We start from the raw sequence: 17,755 nt of genomic DNA, 5'->3' as shown, positions 1-17,755 counted from the left end.
GATCAAGATGCCCGATGCTGAGCTGCCACGGTCGACCGATCTGGTGCTGCCGCCCGACGTGATCGACCGGCTCCGCGACCAGCTGCCCCACGTGGCCGAGCGCGTCGTCGCGGCCGTCATCGATGAGGTCCCCAGCTACGCCAGCGCGTTCGCCGGCGGCATGCTCGAGACGATCGAGAACGCCGTTCAGCTCGCCCTCGCCGGCTTCCTCCGCATCGCCGCCGCTGGTCCGGGAGGCGATCCAGCCCGCCCGTTGCGCGCGTCGGTGGATGGTGCGTACGTCCTCGGTCAGGGCGAGGCCAGCAGCGGTCGTTCGATGGATGCCTTGCTGGCGGCCTATCGCGTCGGAGCGCGGGTCGCGTGGCGCGACCTGGCCGAGGTGGCGGTCGCGGCAGGACTCGACGCCTCGTCACTGGTCCGCTTCGCCGAGCTGGTCTTCGCCTACATCGACACCCTGTCTGCGTCGAGCGTGTCCGGGCATGCCGACGAGCTCGCGGCTGCCGGCCGAGTCCGTGAACGTCGGCGCGAACGCCTGGCGACAGCCCTGCTCGCCGAGCGTGACGAGGACACCTTGATCGCCCTGGCGGAGCGCGCCGAGTGGCCGGTCCCCCAGACGCTGACGGCCGTCGTCCTGCCCGCCGAGCGCATCAGCGCGATCACCGCCCAGCTCGGCTCCGGCTGCCTGCGTGCCATCGACGACACGGGCGAGCTGTCGAGCGCGATCCTCCTCGTCCCCGACGCCGACGGGCCCGGGCGGCGACATGTGCTCCGCGCATTGGCCGGGCGGTCGGCGTACGTCGGGCCGGTGCGTCCCTGGCGGGCGGCCGCGGTCTCCTACCGCCGCGCGTTGAGCGCCCAGGCCCTCGGCCTCGCGGACGGCAGCCCTCTCGACACCGAGGAGCACCTGGCCGAGCTCGTGCTGTACGCCGACCGCGAGGCTCATGCGGACCTGCGGGCTCGGGCGCTCGCGCCCCTCGCAGGCCAGACCCCTGCGACGGCGGCGCGGTTGGCCGAGACGCTGCGGTCGTGGTTGCTGCACCAAGGGCGGCGCGATGACGTGGCCGCCGAGCTGCACGTCCACGCGCAGACGGTGCGCTATCGCATGGGCCAGGTGCGAGAGATCTTCGGCGACCGGCTTCAAGACCCGGATGCCGTCCGCGACCTCGTCCTTGCGCTTTCTGCGCCGGAACCATGACTTCTCTGCGCAGGCCGGACTAAGTCAAAGGTCTTGGTCGATTGACTCATTTATGCATGTGGGAGTGCTCGACCTGGCTAGCCTCGGGCGGAGGCCCCGGGTTCGGCCCGTGCGCTTGAGCTGGGCGAATCTCGACGAGGAGACACCATGCATCCGGTCAGGACTCTGGGCGCCGCGTGTGGCGTGGCAGCCATCGTGCTTGGCGGAGCAAGCGGCGCGGTCGCGGCCCATGCGGCAGGGCACCGCCCGACATCCAGCGCCGCCGATGCGCCTCGGTGGCAGACGTCCGGTCGATGGATCGTGGACGAGCACGGCCGGGTCGTGATCACTCAGGGCGTCAACGAGGTGCAGAAGTCGCCGCCTTACGCGCCCGACGGCGCGGGCTTCGGCGAGAAGGATGCTCAGCTGCTGCAGCGTGAGGGATACACCAGCGTGCGCCTCGGTGTGTACTGGAACGCGCTGGAGAAGCAGCCGGGGACGTACGACGATGCCTATCTGGCTCGGTTGCGCGGCACGGTCCAGACGTTGCAGCGGCACGGCATCTCGACGCTGCTGGACTTCCACCAGGACATGGCCAACCCGAAGTACCAAGGGTTGGGGTGGCCCGACTGGGCGGTCCTGGACGACGGCCTGCCCAACGACGCGACCTACGGCTTTCCGGCCAACTACTTCAGCAGCAAGGCGTTGCAGCGGGTGTACGACAACTTCCTCGCGGACAAGCCGGCGCCGGACGGTGTCGGGGTCGCGACGCACTACGCGCGGGCGATCGGGCACACGGCGGCCTACTTCAAGGACGCCAAGGGCGTCTTCGGTATCGACCTCTACAACGAGCCGTGGCCGGGCTCGGACTTCTTGCCCTGCGTCTCCTCCAACGGCTGCCCCACGCAGGACGCCGCCCTGGCCGCGGTCCAGCAGAAGGCCATCGACGTCGTCCGACATGTCGATCCGCACACGACCGTCTACTACGAGCCGCAGGTGACGTTCAACCTCGGCTTCCCGACTCACGTGCGTCAGCGGGGCAACAACCTCGGCATGTCGTTCCACGTGTACTGCGCCTCGTTCGACCAGACGGGTACCTACGCCGGCTGCTCCGAGCCGGACGGGCGAGCGTTCGACAATGCTGACCGTCACGCCGCTGATACCGGCCATGGACTCCTTCTCACCGAGTACGGCGCCACCGAAGATCGCGGCGCGCTGGCAGGCGTGACCGACCTCGCTGCCCGACACCGCGTCGGCACCATGCTCTGGGCGTACAACGAGACCGACACCGCCTCCCTGGAGTACGTCGCGGTCCCGCACCCGGATCGGGTCTCGGGAACTCCGCTGAGCTACGGATTCGACCGGGCCGCAGGCAGATTCACCATGAAGTACAGCCCAAGGCGGGTCGGCGGTGGCAGCTTCGGCGCGGGGTCGAGCACCACGATCCTGATCCCCGCCTCCGACGCTCCGCACGGCTATGACGTGCGGGTCACCGGCGCCCACGTGCGCTCCGCGCCCAACGCGCGCGAACTCGTCCTGTCGCTGGCTCCCGGCGCTTCGATGGTCGACGTCACCGTGACCGCGCGACGGACGTCGCCGACCTCCAGTGCGCCTCCCTCTGCCACCGTCTCGGGCCCGCCGGTCGCCACCGACGGACCCGTGCAGCCGACGTACGACAACGGTGACGTCGTGGCGCTGACCACGGCCTTGGGCGCTGGTGGCCTGGGCGCCGTCGTGGTGGCCGCGAGACGCGGCCGGCGAGCCCGGCACTCTGCGACTGACTGAGCTCAGGCCCGGCTGGCGAACGACTCGGCGTACCAGTCGATGGTCGTGCGCAGACCGTCCTCGAGCGGGGTTGGTGTCAAACCAAACTCGCGCTCGAACGCGGCCGACACCATGTTCTGCGGCAGGACGTGTTGATAGAACATCTCCTCGTACTCGGACATGAAGAGCTCATCGAACGGACCGACCGGTTCGGGCTTGGCCACTACGTCGACCGAGACAGCGCGACCGAGGATCTGACCGACCAGCTCATGCACGCGAGCGGTGCTCACAGCCGGGACGGTGGGCAGGTGCCAGATCCGACCGAGCCCGCGGTCCGTCGTACCGAGCTCAGCGAGACCGCGGGCGACATCGGGCAGATATGAGTAGCTGTGCGGCAGCGTGATGTCACCGAACGCCAGGGCCTGGCCACCACTGAGGGCGGCGGGGAAGAAGGCGCCGCCGAGAGTCGAGTTCAGCACCCGCGGCCCGTAGAAATCGGCGGAGCGGCCGAGGACCACCTCGACCGTGCCGGCGTGATGTGCGTCGAGGTACATCTGATCGAGCTCGGCCCGCATCAAGCCCTTGCGCGTGGACGCCGCCCACGGCGTCTGCTCGGTGATCGCCGTCGGATCCGCCTCGCCGTACGGGTAGAGCGTGTCGAGCACGACGAGTCGCGCGCTGTGCTGTGCGGCGGCAGCGACAACGGCCTGTCCGATGCCCGGCATCAACGAAACCTGTTGGTGGTAAGGAACATTCACTGCGTGATAGATCGCTGCGGCGCCCTCGGTCGCCCGAGTCGCCTCGGGGACGGACGAGACGTCCGCCTCCACGGTCTCGACCTCGTCAGGCGCGTCGTCAATCGGGCTGAGGTTGACGTGCCGCACTCGCAGCCCGCGCGATGCGAGTTCCCGTACGAGGGTGCTGCCAGCGGGGCCGGCGCCGAGGACGACGTGCAGTGGTGAGGTGCTCATGATGCTCTCCTGATGGTGAGTGACTGGTCATTCACTTGCTGGCCCATGCGGAAGCCCCGCATGGGGTTGGGGGGTCAGGCGGGGTGGCGGAGTCCGAGCGTGAGGGTCTGTGCCCACTTCTCGTCGACGTCGAAGGCGCCGGTGGCCGTGAGCAGGTGGCACAGCTGGCCACGCGCGATGAAGTCCTGGGCCTGGCGCTCGGACGTGCGGGCGCGCGAGGTCAGCAGGGTCGTGATCGCGCCCGTCCCCCGGCGTACGGCCTCGGCCACCTCGGGGATCTGGGCCGCGGCGAGCGCCTGAACCTGCAGCAGGAGCAGGTCGCGGTCGGCGATGAGCTCGGCGTAGGCCCCGCCCATGCGATCGAGCAGCTCCTCGGTGGTGCCGCGCTCGGCGCCGTCGGCGGCCTGCTCGAGACAGGTGACGATGCGCTCGTAGCAGTCGTCGATCGCGGCCACGAACAGGTCGACCTTGCGAGGGAAGAGCTTCATGACGTACGCCGATGAGATGCCGGCGTGCTCGGCCACCTGGGTGATCGGGCTGGTCGCATAACCCGAGCGGGCGAAGACCTCGACGGCGCTGCGCGTGACGGTGTGTCGACGGGCTTCGGAGGTGGATCGAATGCGCTCGGTCTGCATAGTGAGTGACCGTACACTCACTTTCTCGAACTGGCCAGTCCGGGGCCGGCCCCCGCCGGCCGGTTGCGGATTGTTACTTGGTCAGGTAACTTCTTACTCATGCGAGTAACAGACACGGCCGTCACCGACCGCCGAGAGCAGATCCTGCGGGCCACTGTTGAGGTCGTGGCCGAGCAGGGCTACCACGCAACATCATTCGCTCGGATCATCGAGCACGCGCAGCTGAGCAGCACGCGGCTGATCTCCTACCACTTCGAATCCAAGGACGCGCTGATGCGCGAGGCCCTGGCGTACGTCGTGGTCGAGGCCCAGCAGTTCATGCAGCCGCCCATCCAACGGGCGCGCACCTCGCGGACCCGGCTGGCGGCGTACATCAGGAGCAACCTCGACTTCCTGGCCGAGCACCCGACGTACGCCCGTGCGGCCCTGGAGATCGTCCCCAACCTCACACCCTCGGAAGACGACGCAGAGGCCGCCGACGTGTCGGTTGCCCTGCTCGAGCAGTTGTTCGTGACAGCACAGGAAGCAGGAGAGATGCGCGACTTCGACCCGACCGTCATGGCCGTCACGCTGCGGGCGGCGATCGACCGAGCCGTCGGCCGGGCGGCCAACGGTGACACCGACCTCGGTCACTACGCAGATGAGCTCGTCGAGATCTTCGAGCGGGCGACGCAGGTGCAGCGATGACCGCGGCCACGCAGTCTCAGGCGGCGCTCAAGCGCCAGCTCGTCGTGCAGCTGGTCATCGACGTGATCCTGCCGCTCGCCGTGTTCTACCTGTTGCGCCAGACCGGCGCCTCGATCCTGCTCGCGTCGGTCGTCAGCGGTGCCATCCCCGGAGCGCGGGCTGTCCTGTCGCTGCTGCGCGGGCGGATCGACGTCGTCGGGCTGGTGATGTTGAGCCTGTTCGTGGTCGGTGCCGCAGTCGCCTACCTGGAGGGTGATCCGCGGATCATCTTCGCCAAAGACGGCTGGCTGACCGGCATGCTCGGGCTCTGGATCATCGCGTCCTTGTGGATGAGGCGGCCGTTCATGCTGCACCTCGGTCGGATGATCGCCACCGTCAAGAAGGGTGACGGCGCAGGCGAGATCTGGGAGCAGCGCTGGCACGACGAGCCTCGCTTCCGTCGCGACCTGAGGCTGGTCAGCTGCGTGGTCGGTGTCGTGCTGGTGCTCGACGCGATCGTTCGAGTGGTCATCGCCTACACCGTGCCGCTCGACGCGGTCCCGCTCGTGACCAACATCCAGTACGTCGTGATGCTCGCCGGTCTGCTCGGCTGGTTCTTCCCGTACACCGCTCGTCACGGCATGCGAGCGTGACCAATGAGGTTGGCACTGCTGACGATTCCGGCCACCGGCCACGTCAATCCAACGCTCGACCTCGCCGCTGAGCTGGTCCGGCGCGGGCACCAGGTGACCTACGTCGTGCCCGAGCCGTACGGCTGGGCGGCGCGGCTCACGGGAGCCGGGCACGTGGCGTACGACTCCACGCTGGTCCCGGCTCCGGCGGAGACTCCGCCGGGGCCGGAATTCGCGGCCTGGCTGCCTTTCGTGCTCCTGGAGGAGACGAAACACGTTCTGCCGCAGCTAGTTCCGCTGATGACGTCGCTCCCACCGGACGTCCTCGTGTTCGACCGGACGACCTATGTGACGGCGCGGGCGCTGGTCGACATCGTTGGCTGTCAGTCGGTCGAGCTGTTCCCGTCCTTCGCCTACAACGAGCACTTCGACATCGCGGGCGACCTGGAGCGCGCGACGATCCTCAACCCGGGGCACGACGCGTACAGGCAGCTGAGTGACGGCTACGCCGGTCTGGCAAAGGAGTGGGGTACGACGGCCGTGACCGTCGAGGAGTTCGCCGTAGGTCGGGCGGACCGCGCCGTCGTAGCGATCCCGCGCGAGTTCCAGCCAGCCGGGGGGACCTTCCCCGCGAGCTACGTCTTCGCGGGGCCCGCGCTCCGGACGCGGCATGCGCCCAAGCCGTCCGCTCAACGCCGCGGCGTCTACGCCGCCCTCGGTACCTCGTTCACACAGCGAGCTGACACGTTCCGCGCGATCGCGAGGGCGATCGAGACCACCGGTCGCCCGGGGTTGCTGGCCGTCGGCGACCTGGCGCCTGACCAGGTGCCGCCCAGCACCGAAGCGGTGCGAGTCGTGCGGGAGGCAGATCAGCTCGCGGAGTTGGCGAGTGCGGAGGTGTTCGTGACCCACGCAGGGATGGGCAGCGTGCAGGAGGCGCTCGCGCTCGGGGTGCCGATGGTGTGCCTGCCGCAGACGACCGAGCAGCACGCTGTCGCTGCTCGGGTGGCCGAGCTCGGGCTGGGCGTGGCGTTGGGGGACGCGCCCAGTCCGGCAGAGGTCGGCGCGGCGATCGACCAGGTGAGCGGGGACGAGCAGGTGCGGGCCAGGGTGGACGAGTGGGCCTGGCTGCTGGAGTCGCTCGACGCGGGAGCGCTGGGTGCCGATGCCGTGCAGGACGCCCTCGCGGCCTCGGTTGCTGACTAGCGCAGGATTGGCCCCATGCGCACTATCGGGATGCTGGGCGGGATGAGCTGGGAGTCGACCGCGATCTACTACCGACGGGCCAACGAGCTGACCCGTGAGCGGCTGGGCGGCCTGCACTCGGCGCCGATCCTGCTGCACTCGGTCGACTTCGCACCGATCGAGCGGCTGCAGGTCGCCGGCGACTGGCACGCGGCCGGGGAGATCCTCGCAGAGGCTGCGGTCGGGCTCGAGCGAGCGGGCGCGGGTCTCCTCGTCCTGTGCACCAACACGATGCACCTCGTCGCGCCGCAGATCGAGGACGCCTGCGACATCCCGCTGTTGCACATCGTCGACGTGACGGCCGATCACGTTGCCGCACAGGGCATCTCGCGAGTCGGCCTGCTCGCCACCGCGTTCACCATGGAGCAGCCGTTCTACGTCGAACGGATGGCCGAGCGTGGCATCGAGTGCATCGTCCCGGACGCGAAGGACCGCGCCGAGGTGCACCGGGTCATCTACGACGAGCTGTGCCAGGGCGTCGTACGCGAGGAGTCACGGGCGTCGTACCGCACGGTCATCGAGCGACTGGTCGCGCGGGGCGTCGAGGGCATCGTCCTCGGCTGCACAGAGCTGGAATTGCTTGTGGGGCAGGATGATTCGCCCGTTCCCGTCTTTGCCACCACGTCCTTGCACGTGACAGCAGCCATCGACGCGGCTCAGACGTAGGCGAGCTTGTCGGGGTTGGCGAGGATCAGGATCTCGGCCACCGCTCCGTCCACGATGCGCAGCGCGTAGATCCGCCGGACGCCATCGACCGAGAACTCGACCGCCGGCAACCCATTGACCTGGATGATGCGCGTTGCGTACGGATGCTTCGCAAAGATCCCGGTCATGAATCGGGCGACGCGGTTCGAGCCGAGGATCGGCTTGTACGCCGCCGCCACCTTGCCACCACCGTCGGACCACAGCACCGCGTCCTCGTGCAGCACGCGCTCGAGGTCCTCGACGGCGCCCTGGCGAGCGGCCGCGAGGACAGCGATGAGCAGCCGCTCGTGCTCGGCCGGATCGGGCTGGAACCGCGCGTCGGCGTCCATCCGCTCTCGCGCACGGTGATAGAGCTGCCGCGACGTCGGCTCCGTGCGGTCGAGGATCAGCCCAATCTCCTTGAAGGAGTAGGCGAATCCCGTGCGCAGGACGTACGCCGCACGCTCGGGCGGCGTGAGCCGTTCGAGCAGGTGCAAGGTCGCGAGCGACATCGAGTCGCGGTCGACAGCAGAGTCCTCGGGGAGCCGCTCGGTGGCGACGGGCTCCGGGAGCCAGGGTCCGGCGTACGTCTCCTGCCGCCGTTGGCGTTGTCGCAGCCGATTGATCGAGAGCCGGGTCATGGCGGTGGTGAGGTACGCCGCGGGGTTGCGCACCGGCGTACGGTCAGCGGCCGCCCAGGCGATCCACACCTCCTGGAGCACGTCCTCGGCGTCGTGCCACGAGCCGAGCATCCGGTAGCCGAGCGCCAGCAGGTGCGAGCGCTCGGCGACCCAGTGCTGCTCCGACGATCGTTCCGACATCACGCTGACCGTCGTTGACGGACTGTCAGGTCGATCATCGGGGTCAGCGGTGCGCCGGCTCGCGCCGAGTCGGGACACAGATGCGGTTCCACACGTTGATGGTCGCAATCGCGACGAGGAGATTGGCGACTTCCTCATCGGTGAAGTGCGACGTCGCGTTGTTCCAGACCTCGTCGGTGACGCCGTGCTCGCCGAGCCGAGTCGCCTCGTCGGTCAGCGCCAGCGCGGCGCGCTCCTTGTCGGTGTAGAACGGACCGTCCTCCCAGGCCGCGAGCCCGAACAGCCGCTGTGCGGTCTCGCCCGCCTCCATCGCGTCGTGGCTGTGCATATCGACGCAGTACGCGCAGCCGTTGATCATCGACGCGCGCAGCTTGACCAGCTCATAAAGAGTCGGGTCGACGTGGCTGCGGCTGTACTTCTCGAGGCCGAGGACTGCCTGGTAGGCGTCCGGGATGACGGCCATCAGGTCCATCCGCTGCAGAGTCATGAAGGTGCTTCCTTTCGTGGTGGGGTCGTTCATCTATCCCGACAACGCGCACGACGAGAACGTGACAGGACCGCGCTCCCGAGCGCTGGCCGCCAACCGCCGGCAGGTCTAGCGTGACGACGACGGCGACGCTCGGCCGCCGCAGGACGGAGCAATGCCATGGCCAATCACGTGTACTCCATCTCCGAGGTCGTCGGGACCTCACCGGACGGTGTCGAGGCAGCCGTTGCCACGGCCGTCAGTCAAGCCTCCAAGTCGGTGCGCAACCTCGACTGGTTCGAGGTCGACAGCATTCGAGGCCAGATCGTTGACGGCGCGATCGCGCACTGGCAGGTCACGGTCAAGCTCGGCTTCCGCCTCGAAGGCTGACGCGCGACGAGCAGCTGGCAGCGTCCTGGGACGCGCGCGCTCCAGCGCGCACCTGCCAGGACCTACTGCGAGAGCCGGGAGGTTCGCGACGCGAGCACCGCCGCCGCGACCATCGCCACCGCGCCGGCCGCGAAGGCCCGCGCGTAGCCCTGGGTGACATCGACCGCACCCGTCGGCGACCCGGCGGCCGAGATCGACACCCACGCCGCGAGCCCGAGCGTCGCGCCGAGCTGCTGAGCCGTCGTCAGCAGCCCGGACCCGAGCCCGGGCTCGTCCGCGGGCGTCGTCTCCGCCACCGCGATGTTGGTCGCGATCGACACCGTCGGCAGCCCGAGCGCGAGCAGCATCGTCGGACCGAGGACGGAGACGAAGAACGAGCCGTCCGCGGAGATCTGGGTCAGCCAGGTCGCCCCCAGCGCGACCAGGATGAACCCACCGACCATGACCATCCGCAGACCCCATCGCGCCATCGCGCGAGGCACCTGCGGTGCGATGAAGCAGATCGCCACCGACATCGGCAGCAGACCCAGGCCCGCGGCCGCGGGCTCGTAACCGAGCACGTGCTGCAGGTAGAGGCTGATCACCAGGAAGGCCGGCACGAGCACCCACTGCCCGATGCCCGCGAGCACGAGCGCCCGCAGCAGCGCCGGCGTACGCCAGACGATCGGGTTGACGAGCGGCGGTCTCATCGGACGCCGTTCGGACCTCAACCACGCGAGCAGCGCGACGACCGCGACCGCGGCCGAGGTGAGGACCTGAGGCGAGAGCCAGCCCACGTCGGCAGTCGACGTCACGGCGTACGCCGTCGCTGCCAGCGCAAGAGTCATGCAGGCGGCTCCGACAGCGTTGAACGTACGAGGACGCCCGCGGCCGAAGAGATCGGGCACCCAGCGCGCGGCGATGGCGAGCGCAAGAGCCGCGATCACGTTGAGCCAGAACGTCGCTCGCCAGCTGATCCACTCAGTCAGCACGCCGCCGAGCACGGTCCCCACCGCGCCACCCAAGCCCGCCATCGCGGCGACGAGACCCAAGGCACGACCACGCGCCGGACCCGTGAAGCGGGAGAAGACCAGCGCCATCGCCGATGCTGCCGCCAAAGCCGCGCCGGCCCCCTGCGCCGCACGGCTGGCGATCACGATGGCGCCGGTCTGTCCCACTGCACCCACGGCTGCGCCGAGGGCGAGAACGAGGAGGCCGGCGATGAGCACCCGGCCGGGGCCGCGAGCGTCGGCCAGACACCCGCTGAGCAGGAGCAGACCGCCGAACGCGACGACGTACGCGTTGAGCACCCAGGTCTGACCGGTGGCGCCGAGCCCGAGGTCGGTGCCGATCGCCGGGACCGCGACGTTGAGCAGCGCGGTGTCCAGGATCAGCAAGAACTGGGTGAGCGCCAGGAACCACCGCGTGGTGGTCCCGGCGTCCACCGTGGTGCTCGCCACCGTGTCGGTCATGTTTTCGGGCTGTCGATCCCGGCAGCCTCACTCAAGGCTCGCCCGGCGAGGTCCGCGCACTCGTCGGCGCCTCCCGCGAACGCCATCTGGGTCAGGTAGACGTGCGGCGCGCCTTGGTAGAACTGCTCGTAATGCGCGTGACGCGAAGCGAACTCGGACCCGACGGCGTCCCACGCGAGCTTCATCAGCGCGACCCGGTCCTCGGTGTCCTGGGTGACCGACCGGGCGTACGTCTTGAGCAGCGGGCCGACGGTCGCGTCGTGCAGGTCGTGCCAGGACGCCGGCACCTGGGTGAGGCTGCCGCCGCTGAACATCTTGATCTGGTGGACGAACTTGGGATAGATCTCGCCGGCCAGGATGCGCTGGGCGTACGTGATCGCGGCGTCCGGGCGTACGGCGCCACCGTCCTCGGGCTGGGCATCGAGCGCCGCCTCCGAGGCGAGCACCATCGACTTGGCCATCTGGACGTAGCCGAGCAGCCGGCCGACCTCGGACCGCACCGCAGGGTTCTCGGCTGAGCCGTTGGCGCGCGTGACCAGCACCGCAACGCCGGCCAGGAACTCCATCTTGGTCCAGAACCGCGTCGAAGCCTGGTGTGCCATATAGGTGTACGCCGGTGTCTGCCACCACATCCCGAACGTCGACTCGACGTTGCGATAGGTGAGGACCCGCTCCCACGGGACGAACACCGACTCACACACGAGGAGCGCGTCGTTCTCGTCGAACCGGGACGACAGCGGGTAATCCTTGCCGGACGCGGCCTGCGCCTCGTAGGACATCCGGGAGATCAGGCTGACGCCGGGCGTCGACGGGGACAGCGCAAAGCTGAACGCGAAGTCCTGGTCGTCGGGCCCCAGCGGCTCGATCGTGCCGACCATGATCTCGTCGGCGAACACCGCAGCCGTGCCGATCATCTTGCTGCCCGACACCACGATGCCGTCGTCGCGCTCCTGGTCGACTGACAGGAACAGGTCCGGAACCTCTTGCTCACCAAGGGTTTTGGAGCGGTCACTCGCCGGGTTGGTGATCGTGAATGCCGGGAAGATGCTGTCGCGACTCCACCGCTGGTGCAGCGCCCGGACGTTGTCGGCGCCGTCATAGGTGTCCGTGGTGAACACCTGAGGCCGCGCCAGGAAGCCCGCCGCACCGGCCGCCATGTAGTCGGGCGAACGCCCCAGGAAGCCAAAGCTGTCCGCAGCCCACACGCGGTGCGCCTCACGCTTGGCGACCAGGTCGTCGTACGACTTCGGCACGTCGTACGCCCGCAGTGTCCGTCCGCTCGGCGAGGAAACGGTGAGGTCGTCGCGGTGCTCAGGATCGTTGGTGAGGTCGTACAGCCGCGCGAACGAGCGTGCCGCCTGGGCGAACGCCGGGTGTGTGGTCACGTCGTCGACGCGCTCGCGCCCCAGCCACACGGTGCGTCCGTCCTGCAATGCCTCGAGGTATTCCTGCCCGTTCCTGGTCATGCATGACTCCGTTCGAACAACCGGGCAGCCGTCGTCGGTGCCGGGTAGGGACTGTCGGTGTTGGCCTGGTCCAAGGACGTCGTACGCGCGTAGCGGCTGGCGATAGCCGCCAGCTCGCCGTCCTCGAATGCCTCTGCGACAGTAGTGAACTGGCTTGGAACCCGTGCAGCGGCCAGGTCGACGACGACCTCTGGCCCCTGGGCTCGGTTGGCGGCCTGGATCGGGCGAGTGGCCGTGCGGCGATCCAGCTCGTACGCCGCCAGGCCTTCATCGAGCGTGTGGTGGGCGGCGAGGTGGTGGGCCAGTGCGGCCCCGTCGATGATCGACTGCGTCGCACCGTTGGACCCGACGGGATACATCGCGTGCGCGGCATCACCAACGAGGGTGGTCCGCCCGATGCTCCAGTGGTCGAGCGGGTCGAGATCGACCATCGGGTAGGCGAAGCAGTCGTCGCTGGCGAGCATCAGCTCGGCAATGTCGACGCCCTCGACCTGCCACCCCTCGAACCCGGGAGCGAAGGCCTTCGGGCGGGCCGGCATGTTCCAGTTGCCGCCCTCGGTCTCCGACACCATGGGCTCGGCTGCCGCCCAGTTGATCAGCGCGCGACCGTTCTTGTGGGCGATCGGATAGAACACGACCTTGCGGGTGCCGTCGCCCGCGATCACCATCGAGCTGCCGTCCAGGAAGGACTCACCCCAGGCCATCCCGCGCCACACCACCTGTGGGTTGGGCCGCGGCCCGGGGTCCTCCGGAGCGACCGCCTGCCGGACCTCGGACCGGATGCCGTCGGCACCGATCAGCAGATCGGCGGGGAGACTGCGGATGGAGCGGATGCTGCGGTCCTCGTACCGCACGACACCGGCCTCGAGCCCGCCCGGCTCGGCCAGGACATGAGAGCTCGTCACGATGGTGTCCGGTCCGAGCCGCTCGGCAACGTGCCGCGCGAGGCACATCTGGAGCCAGCCCCGGTGGATGGACAGCTGCGGCCAACGGAACCCTGCGCGGCGACCACGCGGCTCCCGCCAGATCTCCTCGCCGCCGGCTGTCGCGTACACCAGCTCGGTGGTCTCGACGGAGATCGCCCGCAGGTCGTCCAGCAGGCCCAGCCGATCCAGCTCGCGGACGGCTTGCGGCATGACGTTGATCCCGGACCCGAGCGGCTCGACCGATCGGGCGCGCTCCAGGACGGTGATGTCGCGGTGGCCGGTCGCATGGAGCGCCAGCGCGGTGCAGAGCCCGGCGATTCCGCCGCCTGCGATGACGATGCGTGACATCACGCTGCTCCTGCCGCTCGAGGTGCCGGCCGGTGCCGCGACCGGATGAGGTTCTCGTTCTCCCGCGTCAGGTCGAGAATCTCCTGCAGCAGCGCGATGGGTGCTCCGCCGCTGCCGTTCTCGTAGAGGCGGACATCTTCGGCGTACGCCTTCTTGGCGATGGTGATGTGCCGCCCACGGAAGGTCTTGAGCGTACGAAGGAGGTCACCGACCGCTTTCGCGCTCTCGATCAGGGCCGGCGAGGTCCGCCGCGGGTCGGCCATCATGAGGTTGCTCAACCTCGTCACCAGCGACGGTCGGTGGTGGTGGCGGCCGTGGAAGTCACGCCAGTCCGGCAGGGCGTACTGCAGGGATTCCGAGAGGAACGAGCCATACGCGTCGGCATTGCGGTCCGAGGCCCACAGGCACAGGTCGACCAGCCAGAGGGGGACCTGGGCAGCGGCCGGGCCGAGGTACTCCGTGCCGTCGACCGTGATCTCCTCGAAGTAGGGCCGCATCTCCTGGGCGAAGAAGATCGGAGAGACTCGAGCGGTGACCGAGTCGATCGCCTCGAGCATCGAGTGGACGGTCCGGGCCAGTAGTCGCGCGTTCGCGGCGAATCGGGTGTCGCGTGGGTCGAGGTCGACCAGGGTCTCGCTGATCGAGAGGGATGCGCTGAGGTCGGGGAACACGTGGGACACCGAGTCCTGCAGCCAAGTCTCCTGCTCGTCATCGGTGTAGGTGCGTCTTCGCGCGCCTGGTGGGTTCCAGGACGTGTAGTGCTGGACCGTGTCACGCGGGACCAGGTCCGTCTGCCGGCCGAGCGCCAGCAGCAGCGGTGTGAGCTCGGGCACCACGTCCAGGGGTTCGGTGCCGTGCCGCTTGATCGAGCCGAGCACGATCCCGAGGTCGCGCATGACGGCCAAACCTTGGACGGGTGGTGGAAGGCGGTGTGCACAGAGGGCGCGGGCACGTCCGCTGAGCGTTATCAGGAGCTCGGCGAGCTCGCGGGTGTCGGCGGCGGCGTTCATGGCCGGTAGCTCGGCGAGGAGGGAGTCCGCGATCAGCGGATCAGCCTCCTGAACCGAGACCACGTCGTAGTGGATGTGAGCGGACGATGAGGTCATCATCGTCTCCTCCCGGAGCGTTGACATCAGGCGGGTGATCAGATGCTGCTGAGGGCAGGCCAGCGGGCACCTGCCCACTCGGTGGCCGAGCCCGGCGTCACGCCGAGCGTCCGCAGCGACTCGTAGCCGCCGCTCATGGTGCTGGTCTCGGGGTGAACGTTGATCCAGTGGTAGAGCCCGGCGACGCCGTGCGCCGCCTGGGTGCCGATGGCCAGCGCGAGACCGTCCTCGAAGCGGGTCGGGTCCATCGCCTCGAAGGTCACCGGGCGGTCCAGCGCGCGCTGCAGATGCGACGCCAGCTGCGGCCCGGTGAGGTCCTCGCCGCCGATGTTGATGTCCTCGCCCGTACGACCGTCGTCGAGCAGCGCGCTCGCCACCGCCGAACCGAGGTCCTTGAGGCTGATCCAGGCGATCGGCGTCTCGGCCGGCACGGGGTAGCGAAGGACGCCGTTGGAGATCACCTCGGCCGCGACCGTCGGCGCCAGGAGGTTCTCGAGGTACATCGCCGGCCGCACGATGGTCAGCGGGATGCCCGACTGGCGCAGGACGTCCTCGACGACCCGTCGCGTCTCGAAGGCTGGGACTGCAGTCAGTCGCGCCGGGATGCGGGTGTTGGTATTGAAGACGACCCGACGGACGTCGTTCTGCTTGACGGCGTGCGCGATGTTCTCGGCGTACAGACGGGTACGACGCGCGTCGTACTCGAGCGGGATGGTGAGGCTGATGGCCTCGAGGCCCCGGAGGGCTGCAGTGACCTGCTCCTGCTCACCCAGATCCACCCGGACGCTCTCGTGGGCCTGCCCGTGCATGCGGGCTTTCGTGCCGAAGCAGCGCACTGCGACGTCGCGGCTCTCCAGGGCGCCGGCGATGGCTCCCCCTTGTGCTCCGTAGGCCCCGAAGACCCCGATGGCAGCAGACCCGTTGAACATCTTGAGCTCCTCTTTCCCGCGTGAACATGGCCCCGCGACCCGGGTTTTTTGGCCCGGTGACTGGGGTTTGAAGTGTTGATCCTGACCTCGAATAACGGGATCTTCCATAAAGAGGACGCGCGGGACTCGTAGAATTCGTCTTATGTGGGACCAAGGCGACTCTCTGAGCCACCTCCTCCGCCCACTGCGGTTGCGCGGCGCGTATGTGTCCGACTGGCGACTACGGCAGGGCTGGGGGGTGCGGGGCGAGCGCGAGCCCAGGGCATTGCTGCACTACATGCTGCAAGGCAGCGGAGTGGTGCGGATTACAGGCGAGCCCATTCGCTACCTGAGCGCCGGCGACCTCGCGATCTTTCCCCGCGGTGCGTCCCACACCATCGCCGAGGACGTGAATGCCGTCCCGCGAACCATTGATGAGCTGCTGCCCGATCGAGAGCCCGGTGGCGCCGACGTCCTCAACCTCGGGCGCGGTCGGATGGTCGGCCGGATGGTCTGCGCCGGCCTCGACTACGCGCCGCAGGGTGAGTACCCGCTCTACCGCACGTTGCCCAACGTCCTGATCGCCCGCAGCGACCAGATCCAGGCCGATCCGACCATGGCCCACACGCTCGCCGGCCTGATGTCCGAGCTCGACGAGCAGGGTTCAGGCACGCACGCCGTGCTGCTGCGGATCTTCGAGATGGTGTTCGTGCTCGGGCTGCGGTCCACGCTGCAGGCGATGGACCCGCCCGCCCCCATCAGCCGCGCGCTCGCGCACCCATCGATCGGCCGCGTGCTGATCGCGATGTACGAGGACTACGCCCGGCCGTGGTCCATCCCCGAGCTGGCCGCGATCGCCCAGATGTCGCGCTCGGCGTTCGCGATCGTGTTCAAGGACATCGTCGGCGAGACGCCGGCCCGCCACCTGCGTCTCCGGCGGCTGGCCGAGGCGCGGCGGCTGATCGAGACGACCTCGCTGTCGCAGGAGGCCATCGCCCACCGCGTCGGCTACCGCAGCGCGGTCGGGCTGCACATCGCCTTCCGGCAGACCTATGACGCCTCGCCCGGCTCGTTGCGCGGCGACTCGGCCGCTCAGGTCAGCTGAGCGGCCGAGTCGACGTCGCGGTGGTCCCGGCCGCTCAGCTGCCGGCCGCGACCAAGCCGTCCCCGAGCGCGGTGCGCCAGTAGAGCACCTCGCGCCCGGAGCGCCTGCGCAGGACCAGCCCGCTGTCGAGCAGCACCTTGAGATGGTTGCCGACCGCCCCGAGAGGTAGGTCGGTCCGGGCGGCGAGCGCGGTCGTACTCGCCGGGTCCGCCAGCTCGAGCAGGATGCGAGCCCGGTTGGGACCGACGAGCCGGCCGAGCCCGTCGGGTGATCCACCCGCCAGAGGGGCGAGGGCGCCGGTCACCGGGTAGTAGACGGCGTACCTCTTCGGGAGCGCCCAGCCGACCCAGCTCGCGACCCAACCCACCGGGATGAACGTCAGCTGCGCGTCGGCGTCGAGGCGTCGGGTCGGGTACTCGGCGCGGTTGATCCGCAGCTCCTCGCCGTCGAGCCACTCGCGATTGCGTCCGAGATCGCGGAGTACGCCGGCCCACCCGTGGGTAGCAAGGCGAGAGGTGCGGGCCACGATGTCGGCGCGCAGAATGCGTTCGCGGCGGGGCCAGTCGCTCGCGATGGTGTGGGTCCACAGCCAGTCCAGCAGCTCGACGGCATGGGTCGCGACGCCAGGTCGGGTGAGGACGCGAGGCAACGTCGACGGCGACGACTCCCGCAGATCCGCGCGAATCTGCTTGTCTCCCAATGACTCCACGAGGGCCAGCTCGTCGGCGAAGGTCGGTGACGGTCGGTCCGGGGGCAGCGACAGGAAGTCGGCGAGCCAACCCTTCCGGAAGTGGTGGTCCACCACGGCGGCGCGCCCCGGGTGGTCGGCGAGCATCTGGTCGAAGGCCTCCGCATGGGCTGCGACGAAGGCTCGCTCACCACGGCTGCGGTCGCGCGACAGATGCCCGAGCGCTCCCGCGACCTCGGCCATCGGCGAGACGTCGAAGCGAGCGTTGGCCAGGACCGACGCCGGGACCTGCCATGTACCCATGTTTCG

Annotated in this window: 18 protein-coding genes; 8 read left to right on the top strand and 10 right to left on the bottom strand. The window is 69.1% G+C overall.

Annotation, left to right across the window (positions count from 1 at the left end):
• Window positions 1-7: 7 nt before the first annotated feature.
• Window positions 8-1,195: a PucR family transcriptional regulator gene (locus VV02_RS01320; RefSeq protein ID WP_052596402.1), complete on the top strand. Its 1,188-nt coding sequence runs from the start codon at window positions 8-10 to the stop codon at window positions 1,193-1,195.
• 147 nt (window positions 1,196-1,342) lie between these two features.
• Entirely contained in the window at window positions 1,343-2,959 is a 1,617-nt protein-coding gene (locus VV02_RS01315) for a cellulase family glycosylhydrolase (RefSeq protein WP_052589368.1), read from the top strand.
• Window positions 2,960-2,961: 2 nt separating this feature from the next.
• On the opposite strand, the gene VV02_RS01310 is transcribed toward VV02_RS01315, so the two are convergent.
• Window positions 2,962-3,909: an NAD-dependent epimerase/dehydratase family protein gene (locus VV02_RS01310; RefSeq protein ID WP_052589367.1), complete on the bottom strand. Its 948-nt coding sequence runs from the start codon at window positions 3,907-3,909 to the stop codon at window positions 2,962-2,964.
• 74 nt (window positions 3,910-3,983) lie between these two features.
• Window positions 3,984-4,544: a TetR/AcrR family transcriptional regulator gene (locus tag VV02_RS01305; protein WP_052589366.1), complete on the bottom strand. Its 561-nt coding sequence runs from the start codon at window positions 4,542-4,544 to the stop codon at window positions 3,984-3,986.
• A 99-nt stretch (window positions 4,545-4,643) separates the two neighbouring features.
• On the opposite strand from VV02_RS01305, the gene VV02_RS01300 reads away from it, so the two are divergent.
• The 4 genes from VV02_RS01300 to VV02_RS01285 are packed head-to-tail and all read left to right on the top strand — an operon-like array spanning window position 4,644 to window position 7,753.
• Window positions 4,644-5,231, top strand: coding sequence for a TetR/AcrR family transcriptional regulator (locus VV02_RS01300; RefSeq protein WP_052589365.1), 588 nt, complete (start codon window positions 4,644-4,646; stop codon window positions 5,229-5,231).
• Window positions 5,228-5,863, top strand: coding sequence for a VC0807 family protein (locus VV02_RS01295; protein WP_052589364.1), 636 nt, complete (start codon window positions 5,228-5,230; stop codon window positions 5,861-5,863). Before VV02_RS01300 ends, VV02_RS01295 begins: the two co-directional genes overlap by 4 nt.
• A gap of 3 nt (window positions 5,864-5,866) precedes the next feature.
• Entirely contained in the window at window positions 5,867-7,048 is a 1,182-nt protein-coding gene (locus VV02_RS01290) for a nucleotide disphospho-sugar-binding domain-containing protein (protein ID WP_083449823.1), read from the top strand.
• 15 nt (window positions 7,049-7,063) lie between these two features.
• On the top strand, window positions 7,064-7,753 hold the full coding sequence (locus VV02_RS01285; RefSeq protein ID WP_052589362.1) for an aspartate/glutamate racemase family protein: 690 nt from the start codon (window positions 7,064-7,066) through the stop codon (window positions 7,751-7,753).
• Here the strand turns inward: VV02_RS01285 and sigJ are convergent.
• Window positions 7,744-8,592 carry an RNA polymerase sigma factor SigJ gene (gene sigJ / locus VV02_RS01280; RefSeq protein WP_052596401.1) on the bottom strand — a complete coding sequence of 283 codons (849 nt, stop codon included), beginning with the start codon at window positions 8,590-8,592 and terminating at the stop codon, window positions 7,744-7,746. The two genes, VV02_RS01285 and sigJ, sit on opposite strands and share 10 nt — an antisense overlap.
• 43 nt (window positions 8,593-8,635) lie before the next feature.
• Entirely contained in the window at window positions 8,636-9,079 is a 444-nt protein-coding gene (locus VV02_RS01275; RefSeq protein ID WP_245632968.1) for a carboxymuconolactone decarboxylase family protein, read from the bottom strand.
• Between the two features lie 159 nt (window positions 9,080-9,238).
• Here VV02_RS01275 and VV02_RS01270 point away from each other — a divergent pair, with 159 nt between their 5' ends.
• Entirely contained in the window at window positions 9,239-9,448 is a 210-nt protein-coding gene (locus VV02_RS01270; RefSeq protein ID WP_052589361.1) for a dodecin, read from the top strand.
• A gap of 62 nt (window positions 9,449-9,510) precedes the next feature.
• Here VV02_RS01270 and VV02_RS01265 read toward each other — a convergent pair whose 3' ends face one another.
• The 5 genes from VV02_RS01265 to VV02_RS01245 are packed head-to-tail and all read right to left on the bottom strand — an operon-like array spanning window position 9,511 to window position 15,674.
• Window positions 9,511-10,899, bottom strand: a complete 1,389-nt coding sequence (locus VV02_RS01265) for an MFS transporter (protein ID WP_052589360.1) — start codon at window positions 10,897-10,899, stop codon at window positions 9,511-9,513.
• Window positions 10,896-12,365 (bottom strand): 4-hydroxyphenylacetate 3-hydroxylase family protein, encoded by a 1,470-nt coding sequence (locus VV02_RS01260; RefSeq protein WP_052589359.1) that lies wholly within the window; start codon window positions 12,363-12,365, stop codon window positions 10,896-10,898. Before VV02_RS01260 ends, VV02_RS01265 begins: the two co-directional genes overlap by 4 nt.
• On the bottom strand, window positions 12,362-13,639 hold the full coding sequence (locus tag VV02_RS01255) for an FAD-dependent monooxygenase (RefSeq protein ID WP_052589358.1): 1,278 nt from the start codon (window positions 13,637-13,639) through the stop codon (window positions 12,362-12,364). The genes VV02_RS01260 and VV02_RS01255 overlap by 4 nt, the downstream gene beginning before the upstream one ends.
• Entirely contained in the window at window positions 13,639-14,745 is a 1,107-nt protein-coding gene (locus VV02_RS01250) for a monodechloroaminopyrrolnitrin synthase PrnB family protein (RefSeq protein WP_052589357.1), read from the bottom strand. The genes VV02_RS01255 and VV02_RS01250 overlap by 1 nt, the downstream gene beginning before the upstream one ends.
• Window positions 14,746-14,783: 38 nt before the next feature.
• Window positions 14,784-15,674 carry an NmrA family NAD(P)-binding protein gene (locus tag VV02_RS01245; RefSeq protein WP_052589356.1) on the bottom strand — a complete coding sequence of 297 codons (891 nt, stop codon included), beginning with the start codon at window positions 15,672-15,674 and terminating at the stop codon, window positions 14,784-14,786.
• A gap of 142 nt (window positions 15,675-15,816) precedes the next feature.
• Here VV02_RS01245 and VV02_RS01240 point away from each other — a divergent pair, with 142 nt between their 5' ends.
• Window positions 15,817-16,758: an AraC family transcriptional regulator gene (locus VV02_RS01240; RefSeq protein WP_052589355.1), complete on the top strand. Its 942-nt coding sequence runs from the start codon at window positions 15,817-15,819 to the stop codon at window positions 16,756-16,758.
• 34 nt (window positions 16,759-16,792) lie between these two features.
• Here VV02_RS01240 and VV02_RS01235 read toward each other — a convergent pair whose 3' ends face one another.
• Entirely contained in the window at window positions 16,793-17,749 is a 957-nt protein-coding gene (locus VV02_RS01235; RefSeq protein WP_052589354.1) for an ArsR/SmtB family transcription factor, read from the bottom strand.
• Window positions 17,750-17,755: the final 6 nt, after the last annotated feature.

Origin of the sequence: Luteipulveratus mongoliensis (assembly GCF_001190945.1) — a bacterium.
Classification (GTDB): domain Bacteria; phylum Actinomycetota; class Actinomycetes; order Actinomycetales; family Dermatophilaceae; genus Luteipulveratus; species Luteipulveratus mongoliensis.
The sequence above is the reverse complement of the archived record's forward strand: the minus strand, read 5'-3'. Positions and strand labels throughout refer to the sequence as shown.